Origin of the sequence: Protofrankia symbiont of Coriaria ruscifolia, from assembly GCF_900634745.1 — a bacterium.
Lineage (GTDB): Bacteria > Actinomycetota > Actinomycetes > Frankiales > Frankiaceae > Protofrankia > Protofrankia californiensis.
Genome location: NZ_CAAAFR010000182.1, coordinates 17,720 through 42,122, shown reverse-complemented (window position 1 = coordinate 42,122; position 24,403 = coordinate 17,720). Strand labels below are relative to the sequence as shown.

Here is a 24,403-nt window from a genome sequence, read left to right as displayed (position 1 = left end):
GGACCCGGCTCCGTCACTGCGCCGCGGTCCCGCGGCCGGCAGCGCGTGGGCAACGCGGTTCGAGGTGTCGTTGGCCTACCGGTAGGTGGGCGCTGGTGAGCGCAGGGTTACCGTATGCTCTCTCCTGGCCGACGGTCGCATCCTCGCCGGGACGGCCGGCTCCACACCGGACGGTTCGGGACGTCACCGACGACCACGTGGTTGGGGAGTCGGTTGCCCGCAGCCCCTGCGGACTCTCCACGTCGAGAGGCGCCATGAGAACGCCCTTCGTGTCGTCCGCGCCGAGGTCGAGGCTGCCTTCGAGGGGCTGATCCCGGGGCTCAATTATAGTATGACCATAAACATGACGAATGATTCGGTTAATATTCTTGTCCAGGACGGTATCGCAACAGTGGAACTGTCCAGGCCCCACGCGCGCAACGCCTGGGACGACACGTTGGGCGACGGACTGGCGGAGGCATTTTCCGACCTGGAAGGTCGAGTGGACGTTCGTGCTGTCGTACTGACCGGCCAGGGCAGCGTCTTCTGTGCGGGCGCGGATCTGGTCGCCGGGTTCCCGACCCTGAGCACCGGACACGACGATCTCCGAGGTGTGCTGCGTCGGCGCTTCCACCCCGCCTTCCTTGCCCTGCTCAACCTGCCCCAGCCGGTGGTCGCGGCCGTGCACGGCCCGGCAATCGGTGCCGGGGCATGCACGGCGCTCGCCGCCGACATCAGCGTTATGTCACGCGACGCGTATCTTCAGTTCCGCTTCGCCCGCATCGGTCTCATGCCCGACGTCGGGGCGGCCGCCCTGCTCACCACCGTCGTCGGACCGGCGAAGGCAGCCGAATTGTTGATGCTCGTCGACCCGATCGACGCAGCCACATGTCTCGAGCTCGGTCTGGTCAGCCGGCTCGCCGAGGCCGACACGGTGGTCAGCGAAAGCCTGGAACTCGCACGGCGACTGGCTTCCGGGCCGTCCCGGGCCTACGCGACGACCAAAAAGGCGATCCGGGCCTGGTCCTGGCGCGACATACCCGCCCACATGGAACTGGAAGCCGAACTACAGCAGACACTCACCCGTACGGCGGACTGGGCGGAAGGCCGGGCAGCCTTTCGGGAACGGCGTGAACCCAAGTTCTCCGGCCGCTGACCCACGGATGTCAACGGACTAGCGAGCAACGCGACCGACCGGCCCGATGTGGACCCCGGGAATCCGGATTCAAACCTGTGCGGCTCAACCCGGGATCTTTGTCCGGTCCGGGTGACGAAACGGCGACTGCGATACATAACATAAGTGGGGCCGAGGAGCTTTCGATCTGCGAGTCCGTTTGGTGCGGACGTGCCCGCGCTGACGGCCCGTCATTCGGGAGGGACCCGGTCGACAATGTATGAGAGATCGTCGTGATAGGTCGAACCCAGCTTGGTGACGGCGCCTTCGAAGGCGCCGTGTCCGTGCTTCACTCCGCTTAGCCGGTTTTCGGGTAGGAGCACGCGGTCGCCGACGTTCAGACGTGGGTGCCCGCGCCAACGGTACGAATACTTCCCGACCTCTCCACGACCTGGTCGCCGCCGATCTCGTAGGCGCGTGTCGTGTCGTCCAGACTGGTATCCAGTTCCTGGATGCGCTGTTCCAGCCGTTCGATCTTCATCTCCTGAATCGATTCGGCTGAGTTTAGTGACAATGGCTGCTGAATCATCCGAATAGTAACATCCGGTACTCACACAGCTGCCTGGAGTGCCCCCGGCAGGATTCGAACCTGCGCACCTGCCTCCGGAGGGCAGTGCTCTATCCCCTGAGCTACGGGGGCTCTAGGGGCAACGAGTCTTACCGTACCAGGCTCGTAGGGGTGGTCATCCGGCCAGGTAGCCGTAAGCTCCGGATGTGTACTGCGAAGCCCCGCGCGTCCTCGTCGTCGACGACGACGCGGTGATCCGTCAGCTTGTGGTGGTCAACCTCGAGCTGGAAGGCTTCGAGGTGTACACCGCGATCGACGGGTTCGACTGCCTCGAGCGGGTGCGGGCTGTCGCACCGCATGTGATCACGTTGGACGTCATGATGCCGCATCTGGACGGATGGGACGTGGTCGCCCGCCTGCGCGAGGACCCTGCCACGGCGGACATCGCGGTGATCCTTCTGTCCGCGCGTGCCCAGGCCGCCGACCTCAGACGCGGGGAGCGCCTCGGGGTGGACTACTACCTCACCAAACCCTTCGACCCAGACGAACTGATCGGGGTTGTGCGCCGGCTTGCCGCCGGTCGCGACCAGCCGGTCTGAACCGGTCGGATCCATCCGGCCTGACGGATCTGTTCGGATCCGTTCGGATGCGCCGGATCTGTTGGGCCGGTCGGACTGGTATCGCGGTCCGCCTCGCTCGTCCGTCACCCGTCTGTCACCCCCGGTGTATGGGCTTGGACCCTTTGCCGGCCGGGGAGCCGGTTTCGGTGTGGGCCGGTGGGAGTGTCGTCTCCGGGAAGGCTCTCGGCGGACGGCTACCGATAGCGACGCCGGTCGGTTCACGCGTCCCGCGCCGATAGCATCACGCCATGACCCCGGCCGATCTCGCTGAGACCCTCAGGGCCATCGTCTGTGATCTTGTCGCGGACGATGAGCTCGACGTGGTGGTTCCCGTGGTCGTGCCGGTCGAATGCTCCAAGGTCGTCGACCATGGTGACTACGCCACACCGCTTGCTCTTCAGCTTGCCCGCTCGGCGCGGCGGCCGCCCCGGGATGTCGCGGAGGCGGTCGCGGTCCGGCTCCGCCGGGACCCGGCGGTGGCCGGCGTCGATGTCGCCGGAGGCGGCTTCCTCAACATCCGGTTGGCGGGCGGCGCCCTCGGCAAGATCGCCCGGACGGTCGCGCGGGCGGGCGACGACTACGTACGGAGATCGGCTGTGGGTCCCCGGCGGCCCGGGACAAGCGATGGTCACGCTGTTTTCGGCCGGAGCCGGGCAGGTGTGGGTGGGCGGATGAGCGTCGAGTGCGTGCGCGCGACCCCGACTGGTCCGGTGACTGTTGCCTCGGCGCGTCAGGCGGCCGTGGAGGACGCGCTGGCCCGGCTGCTCGGCGCCGACCGTGCCGCTGGAACCGGATGCGGTGCCGCAATTACCAAAAGCACATGCGATGCCGGAACCGCCGGGGCCGCCGGAAGCACGTGCGACGCCGAAACCATGCAGGCCACGGGAAACGCATGCGATGCCGATGAAGCAGGCGTACAGGCCGACCGGTTCGAAGCTTTGGTCCTCGCGGCAGCCCGTGGCCTGCTCGCATCGGCCGATGGTCACCGCGCCGATTATGCCGGCGGAATCCACGCCGGCGAAGCCGCTGCCGGCGGAATTGCCAGAACGGCATTTCGGGTCGGTCCGGGGTTGCGGGACTTCTCCGTGGACGACGGATCCGCGAACAACAGATCCGCGGACAAGGCACTTGCGGACGACGGATCCGCGGACAACGCACCTGCGGACCGGGCATTCGCGGACAACGCACCTGCGGTACGCGTGGGCAAGAAATTCGGTTCGATTTCCGATCTGGTGGACGCGGTCGGGATGGACGCCGTCCGTTATTCGCTCGTCCGCACCCCACCGGGCGCCGCCGGCACGCTCGACCCGGACGTCATTGCCAGGCGGACCAACGACAATCCGGTTTTCCGCGTCCAGTACACTCATGCGTGGATCTGCCTGCTGCTGCGTAACGCCAGGCAGCTGGGGCTGGGTGTGGACGTCGAGGGCGCGGACGTGTCACTGCTGACCCACCCGCGTGAGGGTGACCTGTTGCGGGCGCTGGGTGAGCTGTCGAGGGTCGTTGAAACCGCGGCCGAGCTGCGAGAGCCGTACCGGGTCGCGCGCTACCTCGAGGAGCTCGTCGGTACCTACCATCGTTTCCACGAGGCATGCAGGGTGTTGCCACAGGGGGACGAGGCAGCAGGGGCGCTCACCGGGGCGCGGCTGCTGCTGGCCGACGCGACCCGGATCGTGCTCGCCGGTGGCCTCCGGCTGCTGGGTGTGTCGGCTCCGACGAGGATGTGACTGTCGTGCGTAACCAGGTTCCTTCACCTGTCTGCCTTCCGGCACCCGCCGGCGGCTCTGCCGGCACGTCTCCCGCTGCCGCCGGCACGTCGCCTACGGACTGCCTGCCCGGGGTACCGCCCGAGCCGGCCCGGTCCGCGGCGCAACGGGGCGAGACGATCGGGGCCGGTCACGAGACCGGGGCCGGTCAGGATGCTCTGGAACCGCTGGAGGACGGGCTCTGGCCGGCGTCGGCGGCCTTGGACGCCGACGGTGTCCTGCGGGTCGGTGGGCTGCGGGTGGACGCGCTTGCGGCGCAGTTCGCCACCCCCGCCTACGTCCTGGACGAGGAGGACTTCCGGGCGCGCGCCCGGGCATGGCGGACGGCTTTCGCCGACGGCGACGTCTACTACGCCGGAAAGGCGCTGTTGTGCCGCTCGATCGCGCGTTGGGTGGCGCAGGAGGAGCTCTCGCTGGATGTCTGTACCGGCGGTGAGCTGGCGGTGGCCCAGGCGGTGGGCTTTCCGCCCGAACGGCTGCTTTTCCACGGCAACAACAAGTCCACCGCCGAGCTGCGGCGCGCGGTCGCCTACGGGGTCGGGCGGATCGTCGTCGACTCGTTCGTGGAGATCTCCCGTCTGATCGAGGTGGCGGCGCGGGCAGGTGTCCGCCAGCGGGTGTTCGTGCGGGTCACGCCCGGGGTGGAGGCGCACACCCACCACTACGTGGCCACCGGGCAGGAGGACCAGAAGTTCGGCTTCTCGCTGGCCAGCGGTGCCGCGGCCGAGGCGATCAGGCGGGTGTTGGCCGCGTCCGACCATCTCGAACTCGCCGGGACGCACGCCCACATCGGCTCGCAGATATTCGACACCGCCGGTTTCGGGCTGGCCGCGCACCGGATGGTGGGGCTGTTGGCCGCCGTCCGTGACACCCACGGGGTCGAACCGCCCGAACTCGACCTGGGCGGCGGCCTGGGTATCGCCTACACCGGTGAGGACGCGCCGCTGGACGTCGCCGACGTCGCCGACCGGCTCCGTACGATTGTCGGGAAGGAATGCGCCGCGGCCGGTCTGGCCGTCCCCCGGCTGGCGGTCGAACCCGGCCGGGCGATCAGCGGCCCGACCGCGATCACGTTGTACGAGGTGGGAACGGTCAAGGAGCTGCCCGGACTGCGTACCTATGTCAGCGTCGACGGCGGGATGAGCGACAACATCCGCACCGCCCTGTATGACGCGCGTTACACCGCCCGGCTGGTGTCGCGACGCAGCTCGTCCGCGCCGCATGTGGTGACGCTGGTCGGTAAGCACTGCGAGTCCGGCGACGTGGTCGCGCACGACGTTTCGCTGCCGGCCGACGTCCGGCCCGGGGACCTTGTCGCGGTGCCGGCGAGCGGGGCGTACCACCGGTCCATGGCGAGCAACTACAACCATGTTCCCCGGCCGCCGGTCGTCGCGGTCCGTGCCGGGCGGGCCCGGGTGATCGTCCGCCGGGAGACCGAGGCCGACCTGCTGCGTCTCGACGTCGACGAGGCTGACAACGGCGCTGACAACGGCGCCGGCGGCGTCACGGGTCCTGTCGGCGTCACGGGTCCTGTCGGCGTCGAGGGCAGGGCGGGCGCACGGTGAGCAATTCATGGTGAGGAATCCGCGATGAGGAACCGGCGATGATGAGGATTGCGCTGCTGGGGTGTGGTGTGGTCGGCGGCGATGTCGTCCGGCTCCTGCACACCCATGCCGAGGACCTTGCCGCCCGTGTGGGCGCACCCCTGGAGCTGGCCGGCGTGGCTGTCCGCCGTCCGTCCCTCGTCCGAGACCTCCCGGTCGACCCGGCCATTTTCACCGGAGACGCGGAACGTCTGGCGACCCGGGACGACGTCGACATCGTCGTGGAGGTGGTCGGCGGCATCGAACCGGCCCGCAGCTGGCTGCTCGCGGCGCTGCGCGCGGGAAAGTCGGTGGTGACGGCGAACAAGGCGTTGCTGGCCACCCATGGTGCCGCGCTCTACGACGCGGCTGCCGCGCACGGCGTGGACCTGTATTACGAGGCGGCGGTTGCCGGCGCGATCCCGCTCCTGCGTCCGCTGCGGGAAAGCCTCGCCGGTGACCGGGTCCGCCGGGTGCTCGGCATCGTCAACGGCACCACCAACTACATCCTCACCCGGATGGACGAGACCGGTGCCGGGTTCACCGAGGCGCTCGAGGAGGCGACCGCGCTCGGATACGCCGAGGCCGACCCCAGCGCGGACATCGACGGTTTCGACGCCGCGGCAAAGGCGGCGATCATCGCGCAGCTTGCGTTCCACACCCGGGTGACCCTGGACGACGTCCACCGGGAGGGCATCGGCGACGTCACCGCCGCGGACATCGGCAGCGCTCGCGCCATGGGCTGCACGGTGAAGGCACTCGCCATCGCCGAACGGTCACCGGATGTACCCGGAGTGAGCGTGCGCGTGCATCCGGCGATGATCCCGCGGGCGCATCCGCTCGCGGCGGTCCGGGACGCGTTCAACGCCGTGTTCGTCGAGGCGGAGGCAGCCGGCCAGCTGATGTTCTACGGTCGCGGGGCCGGCGGTTCGCCCACGGCATCCGCGGTGCTGGGCGACCTGGTCGCGGTGGCGCGTAACCGCCTGGCCGGGCGGCGGGGCCCGGGGGAGTCCGCATACGCGGACCTGCCGGTCCTGCCGATGGGCGTGACCGTGACGCGTTACCACATCAATCTGGACGTGACGGACAAGACCGGGGTGCTCGCCTCGGTCGCCGCCGCGTTCGCACGCCAGGACGTGTCCATACAGAGTGTTCGCCAGGACGGTCACGGTGACGATGCGAGTCTCGTCCTGATCACACATGCGGCTACCGACGCGGCCCTGTCCGCGACCGTCGAGGAGCTGCGGGAACTGGACGTCGTGCGCGCGGTCGCGAGCGTGATGCGGGTCGAGGGGGGCGAGCTGTGACGACAACATCGCATGAAGCGACATCGCCGGCAACGGCACGGGCAGACATGGCGGCGCACGCAGCCATGACGGCCGGACCGGGCGTGGACGCCACTGCCGGGGGAACGCAGGCTGGGGCGCCCCGGACTGCCGGGGCACGGCGGGTGTGGCGCGGAGTGATCGAGGAATACCGCGACCGGCTCCCGGTCTCCCCGGACACGCCGGTCGTCTCCCTCCGGGAGGGCGGGACCCCCTTGCTGCCCGCGGCTCACCTGTCCGAACTGACCAGGTGTGACGTTCATCTCAAGGTTGAGGGCGCCAACCCGACCGGTTCGTTCAAGGACCGCGGGATGACGATGGCCATCAGTCGTGCGGTCGAGGCGGGTTCGCAGGCGGTGATCTGCGCGTCCACAGGCAACACCAGTGCCAGCGCTGCCGCGTACGCCGCCCGGGCGGGGCTCACCTGTGCCGTTCTGGTGCCAAACGGCAAGATCGCTCTGGGGAAGCTGGCGCAGGCGCTCGTCCACGGGGCCCGCCTGCTGCAGCTCGACGGTTCCTTCGACGACTGCCTGCGGGTCGCTCGTGATCTTGCTGATACCTTCCCGGTCACCCTTGTCAACTCGGTGAATCCGTTTCGCCTGGAGGGGCAGAAGACCGCCGCTTTCGAGATCGTCGAGGATCTCGGCTCGGCACCCGACGTCCACTGCCTGCCGGTCGGGAATGCGGGGAATATCACAGCCTACTGGCGTGGCTACGTCGAGGAGGACACACGGGACGGCGCCGGGCGGCCTCGCATGCACGGTTTCCAGGCGGCCGGTGCCGCTCCCATCGTGCGTGGAAGCGTGGTGACCCGGCCGCAGACGATCGCCACGGCGATCCGGATCGGCAACCCCGCGTCGTGGGACTTCGCCCTGCAGGCCCGGGACGCCTCCGGCGGAGGGATCGACGCAGTGACCGACCGCCAGATCCTTTCGGCTTACCGACTCCTCGCGCACCGGGAAGGCGTCTTCGTCGAGCCCTCCAGCGCGGCGAGCGTCGCCGGGCTGCTGCAGACGCGGGCCGCAGGCCTGATCGAGGCCGGCGAGCGGGTGGTGTGCACCGTGACGGGCAACGGGTTGAAGGACCCCGAATGGGCGATCAGCGGGGCGGCCAAGCCAGTGACCATACCGGCGACGGTGGCAGCCGCGGCCGCAGCCCTCGACCTGCAGCGGTCGTGAGTCGTCCGGCACCGCCGCGGCCCTCGACCACGGTCCGGGTACGGGTACCGGCGACCAGCGCCAACCTCGGCCCGGGCTTCGACGCCTGCGGCCTTGCGCTCGGCCTCCACGACGAGCTCACCGTCACCGTCACCGGCCCCGGTCTGTCGATCGAGGTCACCGGTGAGGACGACGGCGTCCGCGACGAGACCCACCTGGTCGTGCGGGCCCTGCGGGCCGGTTTCGCCGCGGCCGGCACCGCGCCGGCCGGGATCCGGCTGACCTGCGTCAACCGCATCCCGCACGGCCGTGGCCTGGGCTCGTCGGCCGCGGCGATCGTGGCCGGCCTGCTGGCGGCGAGCGCTCTGGGCGAAGGCTGTCCGAGTATCCCGGAGGTCTTCGCGCTCGCCTGCGGGATCGAAGGGCATCCGGACAACGTCGCCGCCGCCCTCTACGGCGGCTTCACCGTCGCCTGGTACGACACCGACGGTCCGCCGCGGGTGGCCCGTACCGATCCCCCCGACGACCTGCGGCCGGTCGTGTTCGTTCCCGCCCGCCGTCAGCTGACGGCACAGTCACGGGTGGCCCTGCCGGCGGGAGTGTCCCACGCGGACGCGGCGATGAACGCCGGGCGTGCCGCGCTGCTGGCGATGGTGATGTCGGGGACGCTGCGGGCCCGGCCCGACGGCGCCTGTGCCTGTGCCTGTGCGACAGCCTCCCCGGGACTCCGGGTGCCGGAAAATCACGATGGCGCTGCTTTTGGCCCGGTGGGCGAGCACCAGTGTTGCGACAATCGGAACGATTACGCCCAGCCTGTCAACAATCGGCCTGCCGGGAATCAACACGTCCGGCCGGGCGCTGTGTCCTGGCAGGATGCGCTGCTGGCGGCCGCCGAGGACCGGCTGCACCAGCCCTATCGTCTGCCGTCCATGCCTGAGACCCGTGATCTGCTCGCCCGGTTGCGGGCGGCGGGGTTGGCAGCTGTCCTGTCGGGTTCCGGACCAACGGTACTGGCCCTGGCCGTCGACCGGGACCAGGCTGCTGTTGCGCGTGGATGCGCCGGGAGCGACTTCAGCGTGCTCGACCTGCCCGTCGACCGGGATGGGGCGCAGGTCGAGGTCGTCGCCGGCTGACGGCGACACCGGCCGTCGGCGCTGTCCGAGGCAGGTGTCGGCCGGTGGGCGTGCGGGTGTCTCCCGCGGGCATACCTGCCCGACATGCCCCACAAGTCCGGTGGACGGTCTTCGCGAGCGTGACACGCCAGCTGAAATAGTCCCGGCCCGGGTGGGAAACGGAGGACTCCGAAGCAATACGGCTCCAAGGATGTTGCCCAGGTGACTGCGTCTGGATAGTCTGATGACTGCACTCGCTGCTGCCGCGGCGCGTGCTCGCCCGCCGGTGCCACCGGCTCCTCGTAGCCGGAACCCGGTACCGGACTTGGTGCCTCAGCCTCGTCATCGAAGCCTCGGCCAGCACCGGTTAAGTCCTCAGCGGGACAGACGAGTTCGCACGCGGTACTCAGCCGTTGGCGCCGTCCACGGGCGCTCTGCTTGCCCACCGGCGCTGAACATCGTTTCCATGGGATGCCCAGGCGAAGAAGGTCAACAAGTATCACCCGGCTTCCGTAAGCCGGTCCCTTCAGGGAAGGAACATCTTGAGCGACACCACCGACGTGCTGCCGGACAGCGCACGTGAGTCCGCGGAGTCCCAGACACCGATGTCGTCCGTGGACACCGGCTCCACGCGACGCCGGCGCTCAGGCACCGGCCTTTCGGCCATGCTCCTACCGGAGTTGCAGGCCATGGCGACTTCGTTGGGTATCCAGGGTGTGGGACGCCTGCGAAAGGGGCAGCTCATCGCGGCCATCCAGAACGTGCAGGCTCCCAGCGGCATGAGCGAGAGCGATGCGCCGGCTGCAACACCTCCAGCGACCGCTGCTCCCGCCACGAAGCCGGAACCGACCGTGCAGGTGGCCGACGCTGTGCAGGCCTCCGGTGCCGCCGGCGCGGCTGTGCCAGCCGAAGCAACCGCACGTGGACGCAGCCGCCGTGCTGCCTCCCGCGTGTCAGGAAGTCCGTCCATCTCCGCAGCTGAGCAGGCGACCCTGACCGACGTCCTGCCCGGCCCCGGGCGCAAGCAGTCAGGTAAAGTGATCGTTCCCGATTCCACGAACGGCGCCGAGGGCACGCGGGCCTCCGGCACCCAGGAAGCCGCCGCGGTGCCGTCCGCCGCCACGACGGACAGCGCACCTGCCGCGCCGCTGCCCAGCGCACCCGACACGCCGGTGACCAGCGTGTCGGCGGAGACGCTGGTGGCCGAGCCGGCCGGCGTCCCCCGGGTGTCGGAGAACGGAAGCGTCCGGACCCGCGAGGACAGGCGTGACCGTCAGCAGTCTGACAGCGACCGGTCGCCGACTGATCGTCCTGCGCTCGGTGAGCGTCAGGGACGCCAGCAGGGTGAGCGCTCGGCCAGTGACCGTCAGGGGCGGGGTCAGTCCGATCGGGGTCAGTCCGATCGGGGTCAGTCCGACCGGGGTCAGTCCGACCGGGGTCAGCCCGACCGGGGTCAGCCCGACCGGGGTCAGTCTGAGAGGGGTCAGTCCGACCGGGGTCAGTCCGACCGGAGTGACTCGGGCCGTGACGACGACTTCGCTGGGGGAAACCGGCGTAACCGCGGTCGCTTCCGTGAGCGCGGCCGTAACCGTGGCCGCCAGGGTGGTGGATTCACCGAGTCCGAGCCGGTGGTCCGCGAGGACGACGTGCTCGTGCCGGTTGCCGGCATCCTCGACGTCCTCGACAACTACGCGTTCGTGCGCACCAGTGGCTACCTGACCGGCCCGACCGACGTCTACGTGAGCCTTGCCCAGGTTCGCAGGCACGGCCTGCGCCGCGGAGACGCGATCACCGGGGTCGTCCGGGCACCCCAGGAGGGCGAGCAGCGGCGGGACAAGTACAACGCGCTGGTCCGGCTGGACACGGTCAACGGACTTGAGCCGGACGAGGCGCGCAACCGTCCCGAGTTCACCAAGCTCACTCCGCTCTACCCGCAGGAGCGGTTGCGCCTGGAGACCGAACCACAGCTGCTGACGACCCGGGTCATCGACCTGGTGATGCCGCTCGGAAAGGGCCAGCGCGCGCTGATCGTCAGCCCGCCCAAGGCGGGCAAGACGATGGTGCTGCAGGCCATCGCGAATGCGATCACTACGAACAACCCGGAATGCCACCTGATGGTCGTTCTCGTCGACGAACGCCCTGAAGAGGTGACCGACATGCAGCGGTCGGTCAAGGGCGAGGTGATCGCCTCGACGTTCGACCGGCCGCCGTCGGACCACACCAGCGTCGCCGAGCTGTCTATCGAACGAGCCAAGAGGCTGGTGGAGCTGGGTGAGGACGTCATCGTGCTGCTCGACTCGATCACCCGTCTCGGCCGGGCGTACAACCTGGCCGCACCGGCGTCAGGCCGGATCCTCTCCGGTGGTGTGGACTCCACCGCGCTCTACCCGCCGAAGCGGTTCCTCGGTGCCGCCAGGAACATCGAGAACGGCGGGTCGTTGACCATCATCGCCACGGCTCTGGTGGAGACGGGCTCGACGATGGACACGGTGATCTTCGAGGAGTTCAAGGGCACCGGCAACGCCGAGCTCAAGCTCGACCGTAAGATCGCCGACAAGCGGGTCTTCCCTGCGATCGACGTCAACCCCTCCGGAACCCGCCGGGAGGAGATCCTGCTCGCGCCCGACGAGCTCGTGATCATGCATAAGCTGCGTCGAGTCCTGCACACCCTGGAGTCCCAGCAGGCATTGGATCTTCTGCTGGACAGGTTGAAGCAGACGCGGACGAACTACGAGTTCCTGATGCAGATCGCGAAGACCACACCGGGACAGGACTGATCGCGCACGGCTTCTGCGGTGCTCGTGCGGCGCCCGCCCGGGGCGCGCCCGACTCTGGCAGACTGGACCGTCGATACCCGGCACCGGTTCACGCCCTCGTTCGCAGGGTAGGGCGACCCGGCGGCCACTTCGGGAAGAAGGATCATGAAGGCTGACATTCATCCGACGTACCAGGAGACCACGGTCATCTGTACCTGTGGTTCCACGTTCACGACCCGTAGCACCAAGTCGGACAGCGTGATCAACGCAGAGGTGTGCTCACAGTGCCATCCGTTCTACACCGGCAAGCAGAAGATTCTTGACGTCGGTGGCCGGGTCGAGAAGTTCGAACGGCGTTTCGGTCGCCGCCGTCCCGGCGACAAGCCTGGAAGCACAGCCAGGTAGCGCGCTGACGCGCCCGTGCCGTACCGGTGGCGGCACGGGCGCCGTCCCGGCCGCGCCTACAGTTCGACGTTGAGAGCGCCCGAGAACAGCGCCGTCCGGCTCGTGACACCCGGCGCCGCTCGCTGATCGAACGCCCCAGGACCAGGAGACACCCGAAATGACCACTCCACTCGACGCTCTGCTCACCGAGCACGCCGAGTTGGAGAGTCGTCTGGCCGATCCGTCGGTGCACGCCAACCCGACGCTGGCACGCGGTCTCGGTCGCCGGTATGCGGAACTGACCCCGGCTGTGGAGACCGCCCGCGAGCTGGATCGGGTCGCCGGGGATCTTGCGACAGCCCGCGAGTTCGCCGCCGAGGACGCCTCGTTCCGCGTGGAGGTCGCGGAGCTGGAGGCCGCGCAGGAGGTTTTGCGGGACCGGCTGCGCGCCCATCTGGTGCCCGCTGACCCGGACGATGCCCGGGACGCGATTCTGGAGATCAAGGCGGGTGCGGGCGGTGAGGAGTCGGCCCTGTTCGCCGGTGACCTTCTGCGGATGTACCTGCGTTACGCCGAACGGCGTGGCTGGCGGACCGAGATCCTTGATGCGAACCCCAGCGACCTCGGCGGGTACCGGGACGTGAGCGTGGCGGTGAAGGCCGGCCGGGCGGCGTCGGAAGGAGTCTTCGGGCGGTTGCGCTTCGAAGGCGGCGTCCACCGGGTGCAGCGGGTTCCGGTCACCGAGTCGGCGGGCCGCATCCACACCTCGGCAGCCGGTGTCCTGGTGTTGCCGGAGGCAGCGGATGTCGAGGTCGACATCGACCCCAACGATCTGCGGATCGACGTGTACCGCTCCTCCGGTCCCGGAGGGCAGAGCGTCAACACGACGGATTCGGCTGTGCGGATCACCCACCTGCCCAGCGGGCTGGTCGTCTCCTGCCAGAACGAGAAGAGCCAGCTGCAGAACAAGGAGTCGGCCCTGCGTATCCTGCGGGCCCGACTGCTGTCGGCAGCCCGTGAACGGGCGCAGGCCGAGGCGTCGGCGGCGCGGGCAAGTCAGGTCCGCACGGTGGACCGCTCCGAACGCGTCCGTACCTACAACTTCGCCGAGAACCGGATCAGTGACCACCGGGTCGGCTACAAAGCGCACAACCTTGACCAGGTTCTCGACGGTGAGCTCGACGAGGTCCTCAACGCGCTGGTCGCGGCGGATCTGCAGGCAAGGCTTTCGGTCGAGGTAGCGACATGACCTCCGCCGCGGCCGGGCAGGCCCACCTGGGCAGGGACGCCCGCACAGGCTCACGGACACGTTCGGCACACCCCCCGCACACTCCAGGCTCGGCTCCGGGCACCGGCCCTGGCCCGGACCTGCGGGCTGAGATCGACGAGGCGGTCGCCGTGCTGTCCGCGGCGGGGGTCGCCAGCCCCCGGCCGGATGCCGAGCAGCTTGCCGCCCATGCCACCGGGGAGCCCCGCTGGCGGCTGGCATTGACGGGCACGATGGCCCCGGCCGACCGGGACTGGTTTCACGACCTGGTGGCCCGCCGGGCTGCCAGAGTGCCCTTGCAGCACCTGGTGGGCACTGTCGGATTCCGCTATCTCACCCTTGCTGTTGGTCACGGTGTGTTCGTGCCCCGGCCGGAGACCGAGATGGTGGTCGGGTGGGCCATCGACACCGCTCGCGCGGCCGGGTGGGACAGGCCGATCTGTGTGGATCTGTGCACCGGTTCCGGCGCGATCGCTCTTGCGCTCGCCGATGAGCTGCCGGGCGCGCGGGTGCACGCTGTCGACAGTGACCCGGACGCACTGATGTGGGCGAGGCGTAATGTCGTGCTCACCGGCAGGGTCGTGACCGTGCATCACGCCGACGTGGGGATCGGCCTTTCCGCATGGGGTTCATCTGTGCGGGCCCGGCCGGATGCTCCGGGTGAGCGCATCGTGGCCGGCCCGGACCCCGCGGGCCCCGGCGCCGGGCCCGTCCCGGCCGTTGCCGACGAGCTGACGGACCTGCTCGGCCGGGTCGATCTGCTGGTAAGCAACCCGCCGTACCTGTGCGACGACGAGCGGGACCGGATCGAACCGGAGGTCGGCGAGCATGATCCGCCCGCTGCCCTGTGGGCCGGGCCGGACGGCCTGGCCGGCGTGCGCGCTGTCGCGCAGGCAGCGGTCGACCTGCTCCGCGACGGTGGACGGCTGGTGATCGAGCATTCCGACCGGCACGGGTCGGCGGCCCCTGCCCTGCTGCGGGCGCACGGTTACTGGGATGATGTCCGCGGCCATCAGGATCTGACCGGACGGGACCGGTTCGTCACAGCGACACGCCGAGTTCGGGGTGCGCCGAGCCCGGGGATAGTAGGTGAGGAGCGGTGAGCAGACGCTACGACTGCGCGGACCCTGGACCGCGCGCGGCCGGGCTCGAGGCAGCTACCCGTGCGGTCCGGCACGGTGGACTGGTGGTGTTACCCACCGACACGCTGTACGGCATCGGGGCCGACGCCTTCGACCAGGTCGCGGTCCGGGCCCTGCTGGAGGCCAAAGGCCGTGGGCCGGAGATGCCCGTGCCCGTGCTGGTCGGTTCGTGGCGCACCCTCGACGGGCTGGTGGAGCGGGTGACCTCGCAGGTCCGCGATCTGGTTCGAGCGTTCTGGCCGGGCGGGCTCACGCTGATCGTGCGGCACGCACCGTCACTGACCTGGGATCTCGGTGACGCGCGTGGCACGGTCGCGGTACGGATGCCGCTGCATCCGATGGCGATCGAACTGCTCGGCCGGACTGGTCCGATGGCGGTGTCCAGCGCGAACATCAGCGGTCGGCCACCGGCGACCACGGTGGACGACGCTGTTGCCCAGCTTGGTGATTCCGTCGAGGTGTACCTGGACGGCGGGCCCTGCGCAGTCGGTGTCGCCTCGACGATCGTCGACTGCACCGATGACGTCCCACGCGTGCTGCGGGTCGGCGCCGTTGACCTGGCGGCGCTGCGTGAGGTTCTCCCGTCACTTCGGGTACCCGCCGCAGTGAACTGACGCAGCAGGAGAGGCAGCTTATGAGCACCCCGTTCTGGGGCCCGGACTTCGACCAGCTCCGTGCCGAGGATCCCGAGATCGCCGGCGTCGTCCTGGACGAACTGGACCGGCTTCGAGGAGGACTCCAGCTCATCGCCAGCGAGAACTTCACCTCGCCGGCAGTGCTGGCGGCCCTTGGATCAACGTTGTCGAACAAGTACGCCGAGGGATATCCCGGTCGCCGGTACTACGGCGGATGCCAGGTCGTGGACCGCGCGGAGGAGATCGGCATCGCCCGGGCGAAGGAGCTCTTCGGCGCCGAGCACGCCAACCTGCAGCCGCACTCGGGGGCCCAGGCCAACTTCGCGGTGTACGCGGCGCTACTGGTACCCGGCGACACCGTGTTGGCGATGTCCCTCCCGCACGGCGGTCACCTTACGCATGGTAGTCGAGTCAACTTCAGCGGCAAGTGGTTCAACGTCGCCGCGTACGGCGTCCGGGAGGACACCGAGCTGATCGACTACGACGAGGTGCGCGACCTCGCTCGCCAGCATCAGCCCAAAATGATTATCTGTGGCGCCACCGCCTACCCGAGGCTGATCGACTTCGCCGCCTTCCGGTCGATCGCGGACGAGGTCGGGGCGTGGCTGATGGTGGATGCCGCCCACTTCATCGGCCTGGTCGCGGGCAAGGCGATCCCGAGCCCGGTCCCCTTTGCCGACGTCGTCAGCTTCACCACCCACAAGGTCCTGCGCGGCCCGCGGGGCGGGATGATCCTCTGCCGGGAGGAGCTCGCCCAGCGGATCGACAAGGCGGTCTTCCCCTTCAGTCAGGGCGGCCCGCTCATGCACGCGGTCGCGGCCAAGGCGGTCGCGTTGCGGGAGGCCGCGACCCCCGCCTACCAGGACTACGCCCACCAGGTGATCCGCAATGCCCAGGCGCTCGCGGACGCGCTTGCCGCCGAGGGGGTGCGGCCTGTCGCCGGCGGAACCGACACCCATCTCGCCCTGCTTGACCTGCGTGCTCTCGGGGTCACCGGCAAGGAGGCGGAGGCCCGCTGTGACGCCGCCCGGATCACCCTGAACAAGAACGCGATTCCGTACGACCCGCAGCCACCCGCGGTCTCCTCCGGAATCCGGGTGGGCACTCCCGCAGTGACGACCCAGGGCATGAAGGAAGGCGAGATGAAGGACATCGCCGCGCTCATCGCCCGCGTTGTCAGTGATCCCGACGCTGCCGGCGACGTGGTCACGAGTGTTGCCGCCCTGACGGCCAAGCACCCCGCATACCCGCGGTGACCCGGCAAATGCGCTAGAAGATTGCGTTAGAAGATTGCGGGAGTATCTGCTCGTTTTCGCGGTGTCGGCAGCGATCACGTTCCTGTGCACGCCTGTGGCGCGGCGTTTCGCGATCCGGGTCGGCGCGGTCGCGGGTGTCCGCGACCGCGACGTCCATGCCGTGCCGACTCCACGGCTTGGTGGTCTGGCCATGCTCGCCGGGCTTGCCGCCGGGTTGCTCGTCGCCGACCAGCTGCCGTTCCTGTCCGCGGTCTCCCAGGACTGGGCCGAACCGCATGCGGTACTCGTCGCCGGTGCCCTGATCTGCCTGCTCGGTGTCGTGGACGACCGGTGGCCGCTGGATCCTGTGACGAAGCTTGCGGGTCAGGTCACGGCCGCCGGGGTGATGGTACTGCTGGGCATCCAGTGGTCCTTCGCGGTGAATCCGGACAGTGACACGACCTTCAGTCTCGGACCGGAGACGGCCGTGCCACTGTCGATCCTCGCTACGGTGATCCTGGTCAACGCCATGAACTTCATCGACGGGCTGGACGGTCTTGCCGCCGGGGTTGCGGCCATCGCCGCGGGCGCCACGTTCTACTTCGCCTACGAGGTCGCCGTGATCAACCACTTCTCCCGCGCCGCGCCGGCGGCGTTGCTGGCCGCTGTCACGGCCGGTGTGTGCCTGGGATTCCTGCCGCACAACTTCAACCCGGCGAGACTGTTCATGGGGGATTCCGGCTCGATGCTGGTCGGCCTGCTCTCCGCCGCATCCATGATCTCGGTGACGGGCCAGGTGGCCTACGGCGGATATGCCGGGCCGTCCCGGTCCCTGCCGTCCCTGATCCCGTTGGCCATCCCATTGGCGGTGCTTGCCGTGCCCTTCATCGACCTGGGGCTGGCGGTGGTCCGCCGGACACGTGCCGGTCGGTCACCGTTCGCCCCGGACAAGATGCATTTGCACCATCGGATGCTGGAAATCGGGAAATCCCACGTCCGAGCCGTGCTCATCATGTACTTCTGGGCGGCGCTGCTCGGTTTCGGCGGGGTGGCCGCGTCCTTTTCCCGGCGGCCGCTTCCCATCCTCGCCGGCGTCGTGGGTCTCGGCCTTGCCGGGCTGCTGGTCCTGTTGCTGGCCGGTCAGCGATCTGTGCGGCGCGCATGATTACCGCCGCCGGCCGGACGATCAGGGTTGGTCTGTTGGTGCTTGCCGTCATCGCGCTTCCGGCTTTCACGGTCGCTGGTTTCTCCCGAGGGCCGGCCGGGCTCGCCGCGGTCGCGCTGGGTCTCGTTCTCGTCGCGTCGTTCTTCACGGTGAGCAAGGTTGCGGTAAGCGTTGTCGCCCGCCGGATGCGGGCGATGGTGCTGCCCACGGCGTTGGGTACCTATCTGATAAAGATCGTCATTCTGGGTGCTCTGCTGGTGACTCTGGAGGGTTCCAGCGCCATCGACCTGGCCGCATTCGCCTGGGCCGTCCTCACGGGCGTTCTCGGATGGCTCGGTGCCGAGTTGTGGGTGGCCACGCACACCCGGGTCCCGTTCTACGATCCGGAAGTCTTCCGCGCGCGGGATGACTCCCGGCGTGACACCCTGAATACGTGAGCAACGCCGAACGCACTCCGGGGGACACCGGAAACGGACCGGGTGCGGGTGGAGGGCCGCGTCGCCCGTACCGGCCCGGCCTGATTTCCGGCGAGATGTGGAACGCCTTCGGCACGCTGCTTGCCGGCACCGGCTTCTGGGGGCTGGTCGGCTACGGGATCGACCGGGTCACCGGGATCGGTACCGTTTTCCTGCCGGTGGGCGTCATCGTCGGGATGGCAGCCTCGCTCTATCTCGTGATCTACCGGGCGACGCGGCGTCAGTGACGGTGGTTCCCGGGGGCGGGCGAATCATGATCGCGCAGCCTTTGACTCTCCGGCAGGCTCTGGTAGTTGCGCTGAGCACTCGCCTGACCTCGAAGCGTCTATCTTGGGGCAATGGCAGGAAACGTTCGGGTGGCGTTTGTGTGAACGGGCGAGTGAGCAAGGTCTGGTCGGCCCGGACTTGATGCCGATGGCGCCGGGGTATGGATAGTATCGCCAGTACCGAGTGTTGGCTTGCTGACATCCGGTGTGAGTCGTATCTCTTGTCGGTCTTGTCAGTTCATGATCATAGGGTGTCGATGGATGGTCATGCCTGGCGGGTTGGCTGTGTCCGACGATCGTCATGTCTGGTATGCCAGGTGCCCGAGCGGGATGCGGTCTGCACCGGGTAGGGCTGTTCGCTTGGACCAGATAGGGTGAGTCCACACCGCCGCCGGTACGGCTGCGTCTCTTTTCCGCTGGTGAGAGTGTATTTCGATCATGGAGGTGTACGTCGTGCCGGTCCCGCCGGTCCTCGCGGACGAGGGCTTCCACGGCCCGACCAAGGAGGTGTTCCAGCCGCCGCACTGGTTCGACGTCGATCTCGGACCGATCGACTTCTACCTGAACAAGGCGACGGCTCTGGGGATCTTCGCTGCGCTCGTCGTCGGTGTGCTCTTCTGGCTGGGCTTCCGGCGCGCGGCGGTTGTGCCTCGCGGGGTGCAGAACGTCTGTGAGTCCGTCTACGACTTCGTCGACACGTCGATCGCTCGCGATGTCATCGGGGAGAACGGGCGGAAGTACACGCCGTACCTGGTTGTACTGTTCAGCTTCGTACTGATCTCCAATGTGCTTGCGATCGTGCCCGGTGCCCAGTTCCCACCGACCTCGCGGATAGCGATTCCGATCGTTCTCTCCGCCATCACCTATGTGTTGTTCAACCACGCCGGCATCAAGGCCAGCGGCGCGAAGGCGTATTTCGGCCATATGATCAACCCGGCACCATCGGCGCCCTTCTTCGTCAAGCTTCTGCTCGGGCCGATCGAGGTTATGTCGAACTTGATCGTACGCCCGTTCACGTTGGCGGTCCGGTTGTTCGCGAACATGTTCGCCGGCCACATCCTGTTGCTGGTGTTCTCGCTCGGCGCGGAGTACCTGCTGCCCAAGCCGCCGTTCGTCTTCGGTGTCGCCTCGTTGCTCATGACGATCGTGCTGACCGGTTTCGAACTCGTCATCGACGGCCTGCAGGCCTACATCATCACGATTCTTACGGCCGCCTTCATCGCGGGTGCGGTCGAGGAGCACGGGGACGAGCACGACAGCCCGCACCCGGTCGACCAGGTGCCCGCCGTAGGCGGCGCGTCCGCTGCGGCACACGCATAAGGTTCGGACACCCCGATCAGCACCGCGGCAGGTCGCGGTGCCCGACTGGAAAAGGAATAATGACATGGCAGACACCTCTGTGGTGCTTGCTGCTGCCGACCAGGTGAGCGGCTCTCTCGGCGCGGTGGCCTACGGCCTCGCGGCCATCGGGCCCGGCATCGGTATCGGTCTTATCTTCGGGCTGGGCGTGCAGGCCATTGCCCGCCAGCCAGAAGCCGAGCAGGTCGCTTTCCGATACATGATCATCGGTTTTGCGCTTGCGGAAGCGCTGGCCCTGATCGGTTTCGTCGTCCCGTTCGTCTTCCCCTAGGCCGGGGAGAGACACCGTGGTTATCGAGACACTGCTGCTGGCTGCCGAGGAGGGCGGGCACTCGGACGAGAACGTCCTTGTCCCACCGCTGGGCGAGCTGCTGATCGGCACCCTGTCCTTCGGCCTGCTGGTGGCCTTCTTCTTCTGGAAGGTCTACCCGCAGATCAGGCGGACGTACGCCGAGCGCAGCGATCGTATCGAGGGCGACCTGGCGCGGGCCGAGCGCACCCAGCGGGAGGCCCAGGAGCTTCTCGGGTCATACCGCCGGCAGCTCGCCGAAGCCCAGGACGAGGCGGGACGCATCCGTCAGGACGCACGTGAGCAGGGGCAGCAGATTCTCGACGCCCTGCGTGCGCAGGCCGGCGACGAGGTTGCCGAGATCAAGGCCCGCGGCGAGACGCAGCTCGCCGCGGAGCGGGCCCAGGTCGTCGCCCAGATCCGGCGCGAAATCGGCGAGATCGCGCTCGAGCTCGCTACGAAGATCGTCAACCATGAGCTGCAGCGGGACGACCGCCAGCGTCAGCTTGTCGACGACTTCATCGCGGGTCTGGAACATCCGGACGGCACGGTGGTTGCGGCCCCGGCCGGGCCAGGGGGCTGAGACGTGGACGGATCCAGTCGCCGTTCACTGGTGGCGGCGCGGGCTCGGTTGGACGAACTGACCGCGCTCCCGCCGCCGGGTACCACGACCCGTTCCCGTTACTCCGTCGATCTCGCTCGCCTTGCGGACGACTTCGACGGGGTTGTGGATCTGCTCGACCGGGAGCTGGTCCTCCGCCGTGCGCTGACCGATCCGGGAGCACCCGGATCGGCCCGTTCCGACCTCGCGGCCAGATTGTTCGAACAGAAGATCTCGGCAGAGGCTCTCGAGGTCCTGCAGGTCGCGGCCACCGGACGCTGGGCCCGATCGTTGGACCTTCAGCAGGCGTTGTCCGAACTCGGGGTCGAGGTTCTGCTTGCGCAGGCACAACGTGACAACGCCCTTGACGACGTCGAGGACGAGTTGTTCCGGTTCGGGCGGATCCTCAACCGGACGCCGGAGCTGTCGCTGGCCCTGAGCGCCCCGGCCGCCCCGGTGGCGGCCAAGCAGGCACTTGTGGCGAGGCTGCTGGACGGAAAGGCCCGGCCCATAACGGTCCATCTCATCCAGCGTGCGGTTACCGAGCGCTACCACGGTGACCTTGAACGCCGGCTTGAGCAGTTGACCACGATTGCCGCGGCCCGGCGGAACCGTCTGGTCGCCGTGGTGCTTACCGCAGTTCCTCTCGCGGGCGACCAGATTTACCGGCTGCGGACGGCAATCAGCCGCTATTTTGGCCGTGATGTGCAGCTCCAGGTGGACGTCGACCCCGCTGTTCTCGGGGGCGTTGTCGTGCGGGTCGGTGACGAGGTGGTCGACGGCAGTGTTCTTCGCCGTCTCACCGACGCACGTCGGCGACTGCTCCGATAGAGCGCTCCCGTGGACATCCAGACCTCGCCTGACCTGTGGGACGTGCCCGCACCATTTATTGAAGGACCGAAGCGATGACTGAGCTCTCCATTCGACCGGAGGAAATCCGCGCCGCCCTCCGAGACTACGTCGACTCCTACCAGGCATCCGTCGGAGAGCGCGAGGAGATCGGCCGGGTCGTCGTCGCAGGCGACGGCATCGCGCGGGTCGAGGGTCTGCCGCACGCCATGACCAACGAACTGCTGGAGTTCCACGGCGGGGTACTGGGCCTGGCGCTCAACCTCGACGTGGGCGAGATCGGCTGCGTCATCCTGGGCGACTCCGAGCACATCGAGGAGGGGCAGGAGGTCCGCCGGACCGGCGAGATCCTCTCCGTCCCGGTCGGGGACGGCTTCCTCGGACGGGTCGTCGACCCCCTCGGCCGCCCGATCGACGGCCTTGGGGAGATCGTCTCGACCGAGAGCCGAGCCCTTGAGCTGCAGGCACCCACGGTCGTGCAGCGCCAGCCGGTCAAGGAGCCGTTGCAGACCGGCATCAAGGCCGTCGACGCGATGACGGCCATCGGGCGTGGCCAGCGTCAGCTGATCATCGGCGACCGGCAGACCGGCAAGAGCGCGGTCGCCCTCGACACGATCATCAACCAGCGCGAGAACTGGGCGACCGGGGACCCGAAACTCCAGGTCAAGTGCGTCTATGTGGCGATCGGGCAGAAGAAGTCGACGATCCGGGACGTCCTGAACACCCTTGAGGAGACCGGGGCGCTGGCCTACACGACCATCGTCGCCGCTCCTGCCGACCAGCCGGCCGGGTTCAAGTACCTCGCGCCCTACACCGGTTCCGCAATCGGCCAGCACTGGATGTACAACGGCCAGCACGGTCTGATCGTCTTCGACGACCTGTCCAAGCAGGCCGAGGCGTACCGGGCGATCTCGCTGCTGCTGCGTCGCCCGCCGGGTCGTGAGGCATACCCCGGTGACGTCTTCTACCTGCACTCCCGGCTTCTCGAGCGCTGCGCGAAGCTCTCGGAGGAGCTCGGGGGCGGGTCGCTGACCGGTCTGCCGATCATCGAGACCAAGGGCAACGACATCTCCGCCTACATTCCGACGAACGTCATCTCCATCACCGACGGGCAGATCTTCCTCGAGACCGACCTGTTCAACCAGGGTGTCCGTCCGGCCATCAACGTCGGTACCTCGGTTTCTCGGGTGGGTGGCAGCGCCCAGATCAAGGCGATGAAGGCCGTTGCCGGCCGGCTGCGCCTGGACCTTGCCCAGTACCGCGAGCTGGAGGCGTTCTCGGCGTTCGGCTCCGACCTCGACAAGGCATCGCGCGCCCAGCTCGACCGGGGTGCGCGCATGGTCGAACTGCTCAAGCAGCCGCAGTTCCAGCCGTACTCGGTTGAGCGCGAGGTCGTGTCGATCTGGGCGGGTACGACCGGTCATCTCGATGACGTGCAGGTCGCGGACATCCGCAGGTTCGAAAGCGAGTTCCTCGACTTCATCGAGCGGACCCAGCCGGGGCTGTTCAAGACGATCCGCGAGACCGGCAAGCTCGACGACGACACCCTCGCCGCGCTCGAACAGCTGATCGCGAAGTTCAAGACCGAGTTCACGTTGTCCGGCGGTCAGCCCCTGATCAACGAGCCGGTGCCCGACGGCCTCGACCCCGCCGAGGTGGAGCACGAGGCGATCAAGGTGCACCAGCCGCAGCCGAGGGACGAGGACTGAGGACATGGCCGGCCAGCTCCGCGAATACCGGCGCCGCATCCGTTCGGTACAGTCAACCAAGAAGATCACTCGGGCGATGGAGCTCATCGCCGCGTCCCGGATCGTGAAGGCCAAGGCCAGAGTCGCCGCGTCCCGGCCGTACGCCGACGAGATCACGCGGGTGATCTCCTCGGTTGCGTCGCAGACCACGGTCCGCCACCCGCTGACGACCGAGCATCCCGATGCTCGCCGCGCAGCGGTTCTCGTGGTGACCAGCGACCGTGGTCTTGCCGGTGGTTACAACGCCAACGTGCTGCGTCGCACCGGTGAGCTGCTCGAGCTGCTGCGATCCGAGGGCAAGGAGCCGGTCGTGTACGCGGTCGGCCGTAAGGCCGTCACCTACTACCGGTTCCGGGGCCGGGAGCTGGCCGGGGAGTTCACCGGCTTCTCCGAGCAGCCGAGCTACGACAACGCCAAGGAAGTCGCTGACGCGCTCATCGCGCGGTTCGTCGAATCGAGCGAGGCAGCCGGTGTGGACGAGATTCATCTGGTCTTCACCGAGTACGTGAACACCTTGACGCAGCGGCCGGTTGCCCACCGGATCCTCCCGCTGGTGCTGGAGGAGACCACCGAGCCTCTTCCCGGAGGCCCCCTCCCGCAGTACGAGTTCGAGCCGTCTGCCGAAGGGGTGCTTGACGCCCTGCTTCCGCGGTATGTGGAAAGCCGGCTGTACGCGGCCCTGCTGGAGTCCGCGGCATCCGAGTCGGCGGCCCGCCAGCGGGCGATGAAGTCCGCAACCGACAACGCCGGTGAGCTGATCAAGACCTACACCCGTCGGGCCAACGCCGCCCGCCAGGATGCGATCACGCAGGAGATATCGGAAATTGTCGGAGGCGCCAACGCGCTTGCCCAGGCATCCTAGCCGGCCAAAGGCTGCGCGATCATGGTTTTTCGCGCGGCCGGAGGCCCGAGGGAACTACAGGCATCGACGACCGTTCTACCAAGAAGATCAATCAAACCTGACGTTGCGGGCATCCTGACGGGGTGGCCGGTGACTTCAGGGCACA

At 68.3% G+C, this 24,403-nt stretch carries 24 protein-coding genes and 1 tRNA gene; 22 read left to right on the top strand and 3 right to left on the bottom strand.

The window, feature by feature from the left end:
- Positions 1-13: 13 nt before the first annotated feature.
- On the bottom strand, positions 14-256 hold the full coding sequence (locus CV1CTNOD_RS25890) for a hypothetical protein (RefSeq protein WP_207386566.1): 243 nt from the start codon (positions 254-256) through the stop codon (positions 14-16).
- Positions 257-343: 87 nt separating this feature from the next.
- Between CV1CTNOD_RS25890 and CV1CTNOD_RS20280 the strand changes: the two genes are divergently transcribed.
- On the top strand, positions 344-1,135 hold the full coding sequence (locus CV1CTNOD_RS20280) for an enoyl-CoA hydratase/isomerase family protein (protein WP_165485646.1): 792 nt from the start codon (positions 344-346) through the stop codon (positions 1,133-1,135).
- A gap of 355 nt (positions 1,136-1,490) precedes the next feature.
- On the opposite strand, the gene CV1CTNOD_RS25035 is transcribed toward CV1CTNOD_RS20280, so the two are convergent.
- A complete protein-coding gene (locus tag CV1CTNOD_RS25035; RefSeq protein ID WP_165485645.1) occupies positions 1,491-1,634 on the bottom strand; it encodes a hypothetical protein in 144 nt (47 codons plus the stop codon).
- Positions 1,635-1,721: 87 nt separating this feature from the next.
- A tRNA-Arg gene (locus CV1CTNOD_RS20275) sits at positions 1,722-1,793 on the bottom strand.
- 74 nt (positions 1,794-1,867) lie between these two features.
- On the opposite strand from CV1CTNOD_RS20275, the gene CV1CTNOD_RS20270 reads away from it, so the two are divergent.
- From CV1CTNOD_RS20270 to CV1CTNOD_RS20170, 21 genes are all read left to right on the top strand, one after another.
- Entirely contained in the window at positions 1,868-2,260 is a 393-nt protein-coding gene (locus CV1CTNOD_RS20270; protein WP_131787586.1) for a response regulator transcription factor, read from the top strand.
- Positions 2,261-2,529: 269 nt separating this feature from the next.
- Positions 2,530-4,008 (top strand): DALR anticodon-binding domain-containing protein, encoded by a 1,479-nt coding sequence (locus CV1CTNOD_RS20265; protein ID WP_207386565.1) that lies wholly within the window; start codon positions 2,530-2,532, stop codon positions 4,006-4,008.
- Between the two features lie 104 nt (positions 4,009-4,112).
- The gene (gene lysA, locus CV1CTNOD_RS20260; protein ID WP_431607149.1) at positions 4,113-5,612 is read left to right on the top strand and encodes a diaminopimelate decarboxylase; all 1,500 of its coding nucleotides are present in this window, start codon (positions 4,113-4,115) and stop codon (positions 5,610-5,612) included.
- A 41-nt stretch (positions 5,613-5,653) separates the two neighbouring features.
- Positions 5,654-6,937 (top strand): homoserine dehydrogenase, encoded by a 1,284-nt coding sequence (locus tag CV1CTNOD_RS20255; RefSeq protein ID WP_131787598.1) that lies wholly within the window; start codon positions 5,654-5,656, stop codon positions 6,935-6,937.
- Positions 6,934-8,133, top strand: a complete 1,200-nt coding sequence (gene thrC, locus CV1CTNOD_RS20250) for a threonine synthase (RefSeq protein WP_242606867.1) — start codon at positions 6,934-6,936, stop codon at positions 8,131-8,133. The genes CV1CTNOD_RS20255 and thrC overlap by 4 nt, the downstream gene beginning before the upstream one ends.
- Positions 8,130-9,245 carry a homoserine kinase gene (locus CV1CTNOD_RS25030; RefSeq protein ID WP_242606866.1) on the top strand — a complete coding sequence of 372 codons (1,116 nt, stop codon included), beginning with the start codon at positions 8,130-8,132 and terminating at the stop codon, positions 9,243-9,245. Before thrC ends, CV1CTNOD_RS25030 begins: the two co-directional genes overlap by 4 nt.
- Before the next feature lie 521 nt (positions 9,246-9,766).
- The gene (rho, locus tag CV1CTNOD_RS20240; RefSeq protein WP_131787584.1) at positions 9,767-12,001 is read left to right on the top strand and encodes a transcription termination factor Rho; all 2,235 of its coding nucleotides are present in this window, start codon (positions 9,767-9,769) and stop codon (positions 11,999-12,001) included.
- Between the two features lie 144 nt (positions 12,002-12,145).
- A complete protein-coding gene (gene rpmE, locus CV1CTNOD_RS20235) occupies positions 12,146-12,385 on the top strand; it encodes a 50S ribosomal protein L31 (protein WP_131787583.1) in 240 nt (79 codons plus the stop codon).
- 157 nt (positions 12,386-12,542) lie between these two features.
- Entirely contained in the window at positions 12,543-13,613 is a 1,071-nt protein-coding gene (gene prfA, locus CV1CTNOD_RS20230) for a peptide chain release factor 1 (protein WP_131787582.1), read from the top strand.
- Positions 13,610-14,734: a N5-glutamine methyltransferase family protein gene (locus CV1CTNOD_RS20225; protein WP_131787581.1), complete on the top strand. Its 1,125-nt coding sequence runs from the start codon at positions 13,610-13,612 to the stop codon at positions 14,732-14,734. The genes prfA and CV1CTNOD_RS20225 overlap by 4 nt, the downstream gene beginning before the upstream one ends.
- Positions 14,731-15,387, top strand: a complete 657-nt coding sequence (locus tag CV1CTNOD_RS20220) for an L-threonylcarbamoyladenylate synthase (protein WP_131787580.1) — start codon at positions 14,731-14,733, stop codon at positions 15,385-15,387. The genes CV1CTNOD_RS20225 and CV1CTNOD_RS20220 overlap by 4 nt, the downstream gene beginning before the upstream one ends.
- 20 nt (positions 15,388-15,407) lie before the next feature.
- Positions 15,408-16,664: a serine hydroxymethyltransferase gene (glyA, locus tag CV1CTNOD_RS20215; protein ID WP_131787579.1), complete on the top strand. Its 1,257-nt coding sequence runs from the start codon at positions 15,408-15,410 to the stop codon at positions 16,662-16,664.
- A gap of 34 nt (positions 16,665-16,698) precedes the next feature.
- Positions 16,699-17,808: an MraY family glycosyltransferase gene (locus CV1CTNOD_RS20210; protein ID WP_131787578.1), complete on the top strand. Its 1,110-nt coding sequence runs from the start codon at positions 16,699-16,701 to the stop codon at positions 17,806-17,808.
- Positions 17,805-18,245 (top strand): hypothetical protein, encoded by a 441-nt coding sequence (locus CV1CTNOD_RS20205; RefSeq protein WP_131787577.1) that lies wholly within the window; start codon positions 17,805-17,807, stop codon positions 18,243-18,245. The genes CV1CTNOD_RS20210 and CV1CTNOD_RS20205 overlap by 4 nt, the downstream gene beginning before the upstream one ends.
- Positions 18,242-18,511 (top strand): AtpZ/AtpI family protein, encoded by a 270-nt coding sequence (locus CV1CTNOD_RS20200; RefSeq protein ID WP_131787576.1) that lies wholly within the window; start codon positions 18,242-18,244, stop codon positions 18,509-18,511. The genes CV1CTNOD_RS20205 and CV1CTNOD_RS20200 overlap by 4 nt, the downstream gene beginning before the upstream one ends.
- A gap of 477 nt (positions 18,512-18,988) precedes the next feature.
- On the top strand, positions 18,989-19,870 hold the full coding sequence (gene atpB / locus CV1CTNOD_RS20195; protein WP_131787575.1) for a F0F1 ATP synthase subunit A: 882 nt from the start codon (positions 18,989-18,991) through the stop codon (positions 19,868-19,870).
- A 64-nt stretch (positions 19,871-19,934) separates the two neighbouring features.
- Positions 19,935-20,180, top strand: a complete 246-nt coding sequence (locus CV1CTNOD_RS20190) for a F0F1 ATP synthase subunit C (RefSeq protein ID WP_131787574.1) — start codon at positions 19,935-19,937, stop codon at positions 20,178-20,180.
- A 16-nt stretch (positions 20,181-20,196) separates the two neighbouring features.
- Complete coding sequence (locus CV1CTNOD_RS20185) at positions 20,197-20,781, top strand: F0F1 ATP synthase subunit B (RefSeq protein WP_131787573.1); 585 nt, start codon at positions 20,197-20,199, stop codon at positions 20,779-20,781.
- Positions 20,782-20,784: 3 nt separating this feature from the next.
- Entirely contained in the window at positions 20,785-21,630 is an 846-nt protein-coding gene (locus CV1CTNOD_RS20180) for a F0F1 ATP synthase subunit delta (RefSeq protein WP_131787572.1), read from the top strand.
- Between the two features lie 74 nt (positions 21,631-21,704).
- Positions 21,705-23,357, top strand: coding sequence for a F0F1 ATP synthase subunit alpha (atpA, locus tag CV1CTNOD_RS20175; protein ID WP_131787571.1), 1,653 nt, complete (start codon positions 21,705-21,707; stop codon positions 23,355-23,357).
- Between the two features lie 4 nt (positions 23,358-23,361).
- Positions 23,362-24,258, top strand: coding sequence for a F0F1 ATP synthase subunit gamma (locus tag CV1CTNOD_RS20170; RefSeq protein WP_131787570.1), 897 nt, complete (start codon positions 23,362-23,364; stop codon positions 24,256-24,258).
- Positions 24,259-24,403: the final 145 nt, after the last annotated feature.